Source organism: bacterium, assembly GCA_035307765.1.
GTDB lineage: Bacteria > Sysuimicrobiota > Sysuimicrobiia > Sysuimicrobiales > Segetimicrobiaceae > Segetimicrobium.
On sequence record DATGHU010000038.1, the window covers coordinates 1 to 10,685 of the forward strand.

Below are 10,685 nucleotides of genomic sequence, written 5' to 3' on the forward strand. Positions count from 1 at the left end.
GGAAAATGGCAGCTCGGTCTGACGGGGGTGCGCATACCACAGCCCGGCTGGATCGAGCCCCGCGTCGGCCGCCGCCAAGAGCAGCGCGCCCTCCGTCGAGCTGCCCATCGTCGCGCGTCCGGCGGCATCGACGACCACCGCGTCGTTGCACAGCGCGCCGATCGTCAGCACCTGCCGTGCGTCTTGATCGAGCGCACTCCAGCGTGGTTCCTCGCCGGTCCATTCCAGGCGGCCCGCAGCAAGCGCGCGCACCGCCATCTTGTTTTGCGTGAGCGTCCCGGTCTTGTCGCAACAGACGACCGTGACCCGCCCCAGCGCTTCAACGGCGCTCAGCCGGCGCACGATCAACGACCGGCGGCTCATCCGCTGCACCGCCGCACTGAGCGCGATCGTGACGGTGACCGGCAGCCCTTCGGGGATGGCGGCCGTGACGAGGGTGATGCCACCGAGCGCGAGCGTGCCGAGCGGCAAGCGCCGCATCAACCCTGCGCCGACAAAGGCGATCCCGGCTAACACCGAACCGGCGGCCAGGGCGTGGCTCACTTTGCTTAACCGCATCTGCAAGGGTATCGCCGCGTCCTCGTGGGTCAAGAGCCCGGCGATCCGACCGATCGCGGTCTCCATCCCCGTCGCCACGACAATCGCCCTCGCCCGCCCATCGGCGACCGCGCTGCCCATGTAGACCATGGAAACCCGGTCGCCGAGCTCCGCGTTCACCTGGACCGGTGGGACGCTTTTCTGTACGGGTTGTGACTCCCCGGTGAGCACCGCCTCCTCCACCTCAAGCTCGTAGCTCTCGATGAGCCGGGCATCGGCCGGAACGGTATCCCCGGCACGCAGCATGATCACGTCGCCCGGGGCGAGCTGGGTCGCCGGAATCTCCCGCAGGTCCCCGTCGCGGCGACAGTGCGCGGTAGGGGCCGCATAGCTCCGAAGCGCCGCCACCGCCCGCTCGGCCCGCAACTCCTGAAAGGCGCCGAGGCCCGCATTCACCAGCACGACACCACCGATCAAGATCGCGCTGATCGGCTCCGAAATCGCGAGGGAGACAGCCGCGGCCGCGCCGAGGAACAGCGTCATCCCTGTGGCGAGCTGTTTGACGTAGAGGGTGCCAAAGGTCGGCGGGGCGACCTCCGCCAGCGCGTTCGCCCCGTACCGCCGCAACCGCCGACCGGCCTCTGCGGAACCGAGGCCGCTGTCGCTATCGGTCGCCAGAAACCGCGCGACTTCTACCGAGGGGAGCGCGTGCCATGGCGGCGCCTGGGCCTGCTCGACATCTTGCATTCGCGACCCGCCGATAGGAAACACGCTGAGACGTCTGGAGTTGAACAGAAGGGCGAGGGTGAGTAACTGGTTGACCTCGTCGGCAACGCCGAGTGGCAGCGCCCCGGCGACCGCAGCGGCCGCACTAACCGTCGAGACCACGGTGGCGATGGCGAAGTTTTGCCGGTACACGTCTTGCAAACGCTTGCTCAACGCCACCAGCCCGGGGAGCAGGTCCAGCCGATGGTGCAGCAGCATGATGTGCGCCGCACGCGGCATCGGGGTCCACCCCGCCCCCGCGAACCCGATGGCCACGTTGGCCTGCGCCATGGCAGGGAGGTCGCCTGCACTCGCCCCGACGACGGCGACAACGTGACCGTCGCGCTGCAGTTGTCGGACAATGTTCCGCTTCTCGTCGTCGCCCACACCCACCCATGTTCGCCGAATGCCCAGTTCCGCGGCAAGCCGGGCCGCCGATTGGGTGACATCACCGCTCAGCACACCCAGCTCCTTCACCCCCGCTTCCCGCAGTCCGGCCACCGCTTCGCGGGCTCCGGGCAGAAGGCGCTCCCGTAGGCCGATCAAACCGATAAGGCGATCGTCCTGAACGACGGCCAGCACCTCGCTCCCTTGCGCCTCCAGGCGAGCCGCGTCCTCGCGCGTGGCCGCGGAGTCGATTCCTTGATCGCGTAAGAACCGAGCATTACCGACCAACACCGCCGAATCCCCCACCCGCGCCTCCAGACCACGGGGGGACGCCTGACCGTCGGTTGCGGGGAGCAATCCGACCCCGAGTTCCAGAGCCTTCTCCAGAAGCGGGACGGCGAGAGGATGACCGGAAAAGCGCGCCGCGGATGCGGCGATGGCGAGCACCCGTTCACCGCGGACCCCGGGAACCGGCACGACCTCATCAACGGCCGGGGATTCCGCGGTCAGCGTGCCGGTTTTGCCGAAGAGGACGACATCGACACGGGCGAGGATATCGAACGCGCTCCGGCGCTGCACACGGACACGCTGGCGGGCCACCGCCTCCACCGCGGCGCCGGAAGCCGCTACGGCAGATGCGAGAAAGGAATTCGGGTTCACCACGGCGATCACAGCCAGCGCCCGTCGCCAGCTGCGCAACAGCAACCACGTCACGGCAGCCAGCGCGAGTCCTCCCGCGCCGGCACGCCGGGCCCCGCGCGTCGGTCCCAGCGGAAGCCTGTTCTCGCGCTGCGCGGGCACCCGTTGGAGTAACTCACCGACATACGTGTCGGCGCCCACGGCAGTTACACGCACGTACAGCGTCCCTTGCCGCAGCCGCATTCCAAGATACACGGGGCTTCCCTGGCTCTTGCGCGAGAGAAACGCCCGGTGCGTGAGCACACTCTCATCGGCCAGGCCGGTGCCGTCCTCGACGATACCATCGGCGGGCATCCGCTCGCCGGTTTCGATTCGGATCAATTCGCCGGGCTGCAGCTCCGTGACCGGGATATCGAGTTCTCGCCCCGGGGCAATCAGGTGTGCCTGCCCGTGGTGATGCAGAAGACGGCTCAACTGGCGCCGGGTGCGCCGCAATGCCGACATTTCCAGATACTCGAAGAGATGCGAGCCGGTGTCGGCGGATAGGCCGAGCAGCGATTCGCGGAGTCCCTTGATCCCGATGCTGAGATAGCCAACGACGAGCCCGATGGGAACACGGCGACCCAACACGCGTCGTGCGGCGCGCCGCATCTGCGGGTAGCCGCTCAACGTCCCAACCAGCACGGAGAGGGCGTTGAGCCGCTCGGACTGCGCTCGTTCGTGATGTCCCACAAGGAGCACCTTCAGCGCGATCCCCCCGAACAGCGCGCCCGCGGCGATCGGCTGCAACGCCTCGGCCAGCAAGAATGCCGATCCCCGAACGGGCCTGCGCGGAAGCGTGGTCGAGGGAGCACGCGGACGCGTGGTGGCGCGCGCCATCCGAGATGACTCTAGCTTCGTCACCTCGACCAACAGCACGTGTATGCCGGTGAGACCGGGCTCATAGAGAATCAGCACCCGCCCGGTCAGTGGATTGGCCTCTACATGCCGCACGCCGGCCACCGTTACCAAGTCGCGCTCTGCGCGCCGAGCCAACCGGGGGTTGCCGCGGAGCCCTTTGATCTCAGCCCGGAGCCGGCCGGGAAGATCCCGGATCCGGCGCGGCGGGTCGGACGGTTGAGTGGTCGGTGGCGGCGTGCGCATGATACGATTCCTGGCGCCCAGGTTAGCACACGGCGTCTGTGCGGTCGACGCCGTACCGGCTGGAGTGGGTTAGTGAACACGTGTTCCTATTTGCCATCGTCGCAGCGGCCGGGTAGAATGGTAAGATCTTCGGTTCTTTGGACCACTGAGATCCATTGACGCGCCACACTGATAAAGGGGAGAGACGATGGCCAAGCTATTGGGTGCGGTCGGCGAAGCACTTGGGGATACGCTCGGTGCATCATGGCTGGGTCCAGTGGTCCTGGGGGGTGTGATCGTCGCGGTGGTCTCGCCGGAGGTGCGGAACCGCCTCCGAACGTGGGGTGTACAGGGAATCGCTGCGGCGATGGCCGCGGGCGATGTCGCCGCGAAGCGAATGAGGAACACCGACAACGGGACCGGCGGCATGGTCAACCAACTTGGCCAACGCATCATCCAGGCGGCATCAGAGCTGCGCGAAGAGTGGGAAGATTTTCTCGCCGAAGCCCAGGCGGTAAAGAACCGCAGCGCGCGGTCGTCGGACGGGAAGGAACACGCCACTCCCGACCGACCGCGTCGCCGCGTCTCTAAGCCTCGGGCACGGCGTCCCGCGGGCTAAACGTTCGGCGCGACCCGAACGTCCTGCGGGCCGAGCGCTGCTTCCCTGACCACTGCCGTACTCAATCTAAGTCTTTTTCTGGAACCCTGTGTTAAGAAACCGTCCCCTTTTTCGCGGGAAAGTTGACTCGGCCCCCCCGCGTGCCGCTACGGGGGACACGTGCGGGCCCTGTGCCCAAATACTCGCCAAGACCTCACCCCCCATCGGTCCAGGTATCGGCGCCGGATGTCAGTCCCCGCGGCCCCCCGTTTTTCAGTGCCCGCCCCCCCGTACTGCGTTCACGACCTGAATCGCGACGAGGGCCATCATGGCAATCACATACAACCGCAAACCCCACAAGAGCAGACGGACGCCTTGTGACAGCTGCCTCTGCCCAAAACGGGGGTGTTCTTTGGCGACGACCAGCTGATCCGCCTCCAGCACCGAGAGTACCGTGTCAGGTCGAAGATCCATGTCAACAATATCTGAGGGCCCGGCCGGCGCCGTCACTTCGGCACGGCGGATCGTCGCACTCAGGGGATCATGTTCCGGCTTCATCTACATCACCTCCGTATGTTGCCGCGCGAATGCCGAATCCGTGCCGTGGCGAACGCATCCTACCCACCGCCGAGGAACTTGGGGAACACGGTGACGAGCCCGTACCCCAACCCTGCCAGGACCAGCAACACCGTCACGGTCACCACGGCAATATTTGCCCAGAGTCCGTTGGTATGCTCACCCATCACCGCGTGGTCATTGACCAGGAGCACCAGGAAAAGCAGCGCGGGCGGCATCGCGAGGACGGCAATGACGTTCACGATTAACACGATGTAGGTGAGGGGCGCATTTGGTATCAACACGAGCGCCGCCGCGGCAAAGGCGGATGCGACCAGGACGCCGTAGAACGCCCACCCCTCCCACAACGGCCGGTTGAGGCTATGCGGCTTATGCAACACTTCGCCAAAGGCGTAGGCGGATGACGTCGAGATGGTCATGGCGGCGAGAAGGCCCGCTTCGAAGATCCCCAGCGCGAAGAGGGTGGCGCCGACGCGCCCGATGAGGGGTTGCAACGCCTGGGCGAACTGCGCCGCCTGGAAGTCGCTCGCCTTGATGCCATGCGCGAACAACGGCGCCGTTGCGACGATGGTGGCGATCGCAAAGGCCGTTGCGAGGAGCGTACCCAGCATCGTGTCCGTCCGGCCCGCCCGAATGTCGCGCGGCTGCAGGCCTTTGTCGACCACGGCGCTCTGTTGAAAAAAGAGCATCCAGGGAGTCACGGTTGCTCCGATATCGGCCATGATCAGCAGCATCACATCGGGCTTCAAGACGCCGCCGGCAGGAACCGGGGACCACGTAAGAAACGAGTTACCGATCATGCCCCACTGCGGATGGGCGAGGAGAGCCGCCGGGACAAACAGGCCGTTGAACACCGCCAGTCCCAGCGTGATCCGCTCCCAGGTCCAGTAACGGTGTGTGAGGATCACGCCGAATATGAGGACCATTGCGCCGCCGACGGCAGTCAGCGGAGGAACGCCAAAGAAGCTGAGGCCGGCTCGGATCCCGATGAATTCTGTCACCAGCGTGAGGAAGTTGCCGATAACCAGGTCGCCCATCGCGAAACGACCCCAGAACCGCCCGAACCGGTCGAAAATGAGTTCGGCATGACCGCGATGGGTCACCGCGCCAAGTCGCACGGTCATTTCCTGCACCACGAACCCTGCCAGGAACGTGACCAGGACAAACGGCACAAAGAACCCGATGCCGTATTGGGCTCCCGTGGCCGCATAGGACAACATGCTGGGCGCATCGTTCTCGCCAAGAAACACCAGCACCCCGGGCCCGATGAGGAACCAGAGCGGCAGGAGCCGGCGCGCCAGAGGCATCCCAGCACTACCGGCCCGGCGGGCACGTTCTACGGCAAGGCGGTCCCGAGCCCGGTCGACGTCCTCGTGGGTAATCCCGCCCGAAACACCTCGCTCAGGCAAATCGGGCCCGGGAGCTACGGACGCGGGTCGCGTCCGTAAAGATTCAGACCGTTCCTCCATCTTCGACCTCCTGTTCCCCGGCTTCGAGTAATTCACCAGCGGACTTTACGCGGATCTTTGCGCATGGGAATTCAAGATTTCGCCGCCGCGCCCAGCCATTGAATGTATACTCCCTCGCAGAGAACGCGGGGCAGGTTCAATTGACGCCCGCGCACCTCTACCTGACAGTCACCGTGGCGCCGCGCCACCACCTTGAGCGCCACACCCGGCAGCACGCCGAGATGGGCCAGCCGACGTAGCACCGCAGGGTTTCGATCGCTTACCCGCACCACCACCCCCGTCTCGCCGGTTGGTAGGTTCTCCAGTTGCGGATATCGGATCTCGCGCAGGGTCCCATCCGCGGAGGGAATGGGATCCCCATGCGGGTCCTGCGTCGGGTTTCCCAAGGTCGTGGCCATGCGGGCCTCCACATCCTCCGAAAGCACGTGCTCCAACCTTTCCGCCTCGGCATCTACCTTATCGAGGCTCACCCCCAGGTGCTGTGCAAGGTACAACTCAATTAGCCTGTGGTGCCGGATGATTTCGAGCGCAATCCGCTGACCGGCAGGCGTCAGGGTTAAACCGTAATAGCGGGTGTAGGAGACAAGCCTCAGACGAGCGAGGCGCTTGATCATGTTCGTGGCGGAGGCCGCCGCCACGCCGAGCCGCCCTGCGATCTCCGAGGTTGAGACGGCGCCGCGATCCTGCTTGAGCTTATAGATCGCCTTCAAATAGTCTTGCATCACCCCGGTGATTACCGACATACAACGACCCCCATCTTGCAAAATTTCTTTCGAGGATCCTAGTATATGTTAGCCCATCAAAAAATAGCGAGCGGGTCCGGCTGTGTCAACTCCCCTGCCGGAGTTCTGGGGTCCGCTTGGCAGGCTGGGTGGCGCTCGCCCCTGCGATGACGACCCGGGTCGCAAGCTCGAGCGGCATCATTTCGAGATTAGACACTCCAGAGGCCCGTCTTGCCTGGCCGCAAAGAAACCACGCGAGCCCAGGCGATCAGTCGAATGCGACGGTGAGGTCCTACGCGGAGCGTTCACGGCGCTCGCGGGGCTGGTGTTGTTGCCGTGGACGGACTGTCACACCTCTCACCTGAGAGCCTTTCTCCTGCAAGCGCACGTCTGTACGGGATTGCCTTAGCCAGGAATCTCCACTCGCACCTGGAAGATGGCGGAGCGAGAGTCCGGTGAGGTCCGGACAGCGACCGGCGCTCGCCCTGGTCCCCGGATTCGGGTAGGTGTATGGTGGAGGAAGAGGATGACCATGGATATCGTGGTCAGGGCCGTAGGGTCTGCGCTCGTGATCGTGGCCATCACCACAATGGCCCAGCGCAATGCGGCGCTTGGCGGATGGCTCGCCTCGCTGCCGCTGGTCACCGTGCTCTCCATCGCGTGGCTGTCCGTCGATCAGCGAGGAAACGGGCAGATCGTCAGGTTCTTGACGGGGGTCCTCTGGGGGCTCGCCCCCACCGCCGGCCTGCTCGTCATCACCGCCGGTCTGCTACTCCGGGGGTCCATCTATCAGTGACCCTCATGGCCGGGCTTGACGTCTGGGTCTTGTGTTTCTTCGCGGCGCGACAGGTGGGCCCCCTAGGGCCCTAACATCCCAACGTGGACGCCCCCTCCATCCTCGGCATCCCCACCCGCGAGAAGCATCGGGTCGCCGTGACCTCGCTGCTCGCGGCGGCGTTCTTGACCGCGACGAAGCTCGCCGTCGGCGTCCTGACCGGGAGCCTGGGCATCATCTCGGAAGCGGCCCACTCCGCCCTGGATCTGATCGCCGCCGCGATCACCTATGTGTCGATTCGCGCCGCCGACGCGCCGGCCGACGAGTCGCATCCATTCGGTCACGGGAAGGCCGAGCATCTCTCGGCTCTGATCCAAACCGGTTTGCTCATCCTCACGAGTGGATGGATCGTCGTCGAGGCGTTCCGCAGGCTCTTTCTCCGGGACGTGCACGTGGAGCCGTCCCCCTGGGCGTTCGCGGTGTTGTTCGTGTCCATCGTCATCGACACGGCCCGGGCCCGGGCACTGTTCCGCGCGGCGAGGAGGTACCAAAGCCAGGCCCTCGAGGCGAGCGCGCTGCATTTCTCGATGGACGTCTATGGCACGGGCGCGGTATTCTTGGCCCTCGTCCTGATTTCCGCCGCCCAGCATGGGTACCCGGGGTGGCTGCGGCAGGCCGACCCCGTCGCGGCGTTGCTGGTGGCGGGCATCACCCTCTACGTCGGGCTACGGCTGGGGAACGCGACGATCGGCCCGCTCCTGGATGCCGCGCCGGAGGGGGTGGCGGACCGCATCGCGGCGGGGATCTCCCGCGTCCCAGAGGTACTACACAGCGAGCGGATCCGCGTTCGTCAGAGTGGCGGCAGACTCTTCGTCGACCTGCGGCTCATCCTCGCCAGCAACATCCCCTTCGAGCACGCAGAGTCCGTGGTAGACGCCGTCGAGGCGCAGGTGCATCAGCTGTATCCGACGGCGGACGTCGTCGTCGATGCCGCTCCAGGGACTCCCCCATCCGGGGATCTGCTGGAGAGGATACGGTCGATCGCCAACCGGGAGAACTTTCAGATCCATGATGTCGTCGCCGTCACGATCGGTGGGCACGTGCACGCGGACCTGGATCTGGAAGTGGACGGATCGCTGTCCCTGCAGGTCGCCCACGATCAGGCGACCCAGTTGGAGAGCGCCCTCCGCCGCGCGCTCCCCGAGGTCGAAGATATCAATGTCCACATCGAGCCACGCCTTAGTGGCGTGGTACGGGCACGAAAAGCGAAACGGGCCCAGGCCATTATGGAGCGCAAGATTCTCAAGGTCGTGCGGGGCACCCCCGGCGTGCTGGACTGCCACGCCCTGGAGGCCCACGACGTAGATCACGACCTGGTGGTCACCGTCCACTGCACGGTCGCGCCCGGGTTGTCGGTGACCCAGGTCCACACGATCACAGAGGACCTGGAGTTGCGGCTCCGTGCGGAGTTTCCCCGGATTACGCGGGTCAACATTCACCCCGAGCCTCGACTGGGCCCAGAGCCGAGCCGCGAGCCTTAGCCTCGGCGGGTGGCCTTCCAGACGTCTTGCGCATGGGGGAAACGACGGGATGCCGCTCGAGCGCGTGACGGTCCTGATTCTCCCGGGCGCGGTGAGGGGCTGGGGCCTATCGATCTGCGCCAAATGGAAGGGCCTCTCTGGGTACCTGTCTCGGGTCAGACGGGTGGGTCACCGCACAGCCTCGATTTCCATGGTGGGTGAGGCAGGGAAGGTGAAACTTGACTTTGTCGAAGCGATCAACTCTAAAGAGTAAAGGATACGTGACGCACGAGACTTGGCGGCACAACAAAACGATGGGGGGCCGTTGTGTCTGACACGGTTGCCGAAGCCCGCACCCTTCCTGTTCGCAACGCGAGCCTGCGGGTCCTGAGCCTGGCGGCCTTGGGTGTCGTTTTCGGCGACATCGGAACAAGCCCTCTCTACACCCTGAAGACGGTCCTCGCCCTCACCGGCGCGGACCGTGATCCAGTCACGATCCTTGGCGCTCTGTCTCTCGTAATCTGGACACTGATCATCGTGACCACTATCAAATACGTCGCTTTTGCCATGCGGATCGATAACCAGGGTGAAGGTGGCATTCTCGCGCTCATGTCCCTGCTCATTGCCAAACTCAAGCCCCGGCCCGTCATTGTCGCACTTGGGCTTTTGGGGGCCGCGCTGATATATGGCGACGGGGCGATTACGCGGCGATCTCCGTGTTGTCGGCGGTCGAAGGGTTGAACATCGTCGCTCCCTCTTTCACGGCCTATGTGCTGCCTGTCTCCGTCCTGATTCTCGTCGCGCTTTTTTTCATCCAGCCCCAAGGAACGGCTCGGATCGGCAGGGCGTTCGGCCCGATCATGCTGGTGTGGTTCGCGACGATCGCCCTTCTTGGCATCTGGGGAATTATTCAGCATCCATCGGTACTGCTCGCGATAAATCCGACGCACGGTCTCTCCTACCTGTTCTCGCATGGCATGACCGGATTTCTGGTGCTCGGAGGTGTATTTCTCTGCGTGACGGGTGCCGAAGCACTTTATGCCGACATGGGGCACTTCGGTGCACGGCCCATCCGTCTGGCGTGGTCGGTTCTGGTTTTTCCGAGTCTGGTGCTCAACTATGCGGGTCAGACCGCACTCGTCCTTGAGGGTGCGCCCACGTCTGACAATATTTTCTACCGACTCTGCCCATCGGCCTTGCTCATCCCGCTTGTCGTGCTTGCTACGATCGCCACGATCATCGCCAGCCAGTCTATCATCACCGGTGCTTTTTCGATGACGCGCCAGGCAATCCAGCTCGGTTGGCTGCCGAGATTGCACATCACGCAGACGTCAGCGCAGGGGTATGGGCAGATCTATGTAGGTGCCGTCAACTGGGCGCTCATGACGGTCACATGTGGCCTGACCATTGTCTTTGGAAAGTCGGGCAACCTCGCGGCAGCTTACGGCATTGCCGTGTCGGCCACCATGCTTGCGACCTCGGCGCTGCTGTTTATCGCCATGCGCGAGATCTGGGGATGGAGCACGGCCAGGGCAGGTACAGTCGCTGGCGCATTTCTTATTGTCGATTTAGCAT

At 64.7% G+C, this 10,685-nt stretch carries 7 protein-coding genes and 1 pseudogene; 4 read left to right on the forward strand and 4 right to left on the reverse strand.

Annotated features, from left to right (window positions below; all coding sequences use genetic code 11):
* A partial coding sequence (locus VKV57_13150; GenBank protein ID HLW60854.1) for an HAD-IC family P-type ATPase occupies positions 1 to 3,471 on the reverse strand: 3,471 nt, incomplete at its 3' end.
* Positions 3,472 to 3,658: 187 nt separating this feature from the next.
* Between VKV57_13150 and VKV57_13155 the strand changes: the two genes are divergently transcribed.
* A complete protein-coding gene (locus VKV57_13155; GenBank protein ID HLW60855.1) occupies positions 3,659 to 4,069 on the forward strand; it encodes a hypothetical protein in 411 nt (136 codons plus the stop codon).
* Positions 4,070 to 4,321: 252 nt separating this feature from the next.
* Here the strand turns inward: VKV57_13155 and VKV57_13160 are convergent, their stop codons facing one another.
* From VKV57_13160 to VKV57_13170, 3 genes are all read right to left on the reverse strand, one after another.
* Positions 4,322 to 4,606, reverse strand: a complete 285-nt coding sequence (locus tag VKV57_13160) for a hypothetical protein (GenBank protein ID HLW60856.1) — start codon at positions 4,604 to 4,606, stop codon at positions 4,322 to 4,324.
* Between the two features lie 59 nt (positions 4,607 to 4,665).
* The gene (locus VKV57_13165) at positions 4,666 to 5,931 is read right to left on the reverse strand and encodes a divalent metal cation transporter (GenBank protein HLW60857.1); all 1,266 of its coding nucleotides are present in this window, start codon (positions 5,929 to 5,931) and stop codon (positions 4,666 to 4,668) included.
* 233 nt (positions 5,932 to 6,164) lie between these two features.
* Positions 6,165 to 6,836 carry a metal-dependent transcriptional regulator gene (locus tag VKV57_13170; GenBank protein ID HLW60858.1) on the reverse strand — a complete coding sequence of 224 codons (672 nt, stop codon included), beginning with the start codon at positions 6,834 to 6,836 and terminating at the stop codon, positions 6,165 to 6,167.
* A 505-nt stretch (positions 6,837 to 7,341) separates the two neighbouring features.
* On the opposite strand from VKV57_13170, the gene VKV57_13175 reads away from it, so the two are divergent.
* From VKV57_13175 to VKV57_13185, 3 genes and pseudogenes are all read left to right on the forward strand, one after another.
* The gene (locus tag VKV57_13175; protein ID HLW60859.1) at positions 7,342 to 7,611 is read left to right on the forward strand and encodes a hypothetical protein; all 270 of its coding nucleotides are present in this window, start codon (positions 7,342 to 7,344) and stop codon (positions 7,609 to 7,611) included.
* Between the two features lie 83 nt (positions 7,612 to 7,694).
* Positions 7,695 to 9,131 (forward strand): cation-efflux pump, encoded by a 1,437-nt coding sequence (locus tag VKV57_13180; protein HLW60860.1) that lies wholly within the window; start codon positions 7,695 to 7,697, stop codon positions 9,129 to 9,131.
* A gap of 357 nt (positions 9,132 to 9,488) precedes the next feature.
* Positions 9,489 to 10,685, forward strand: a pseudogene (locus VKV57_13185) (KUP/HAK/KT family potassium transporter).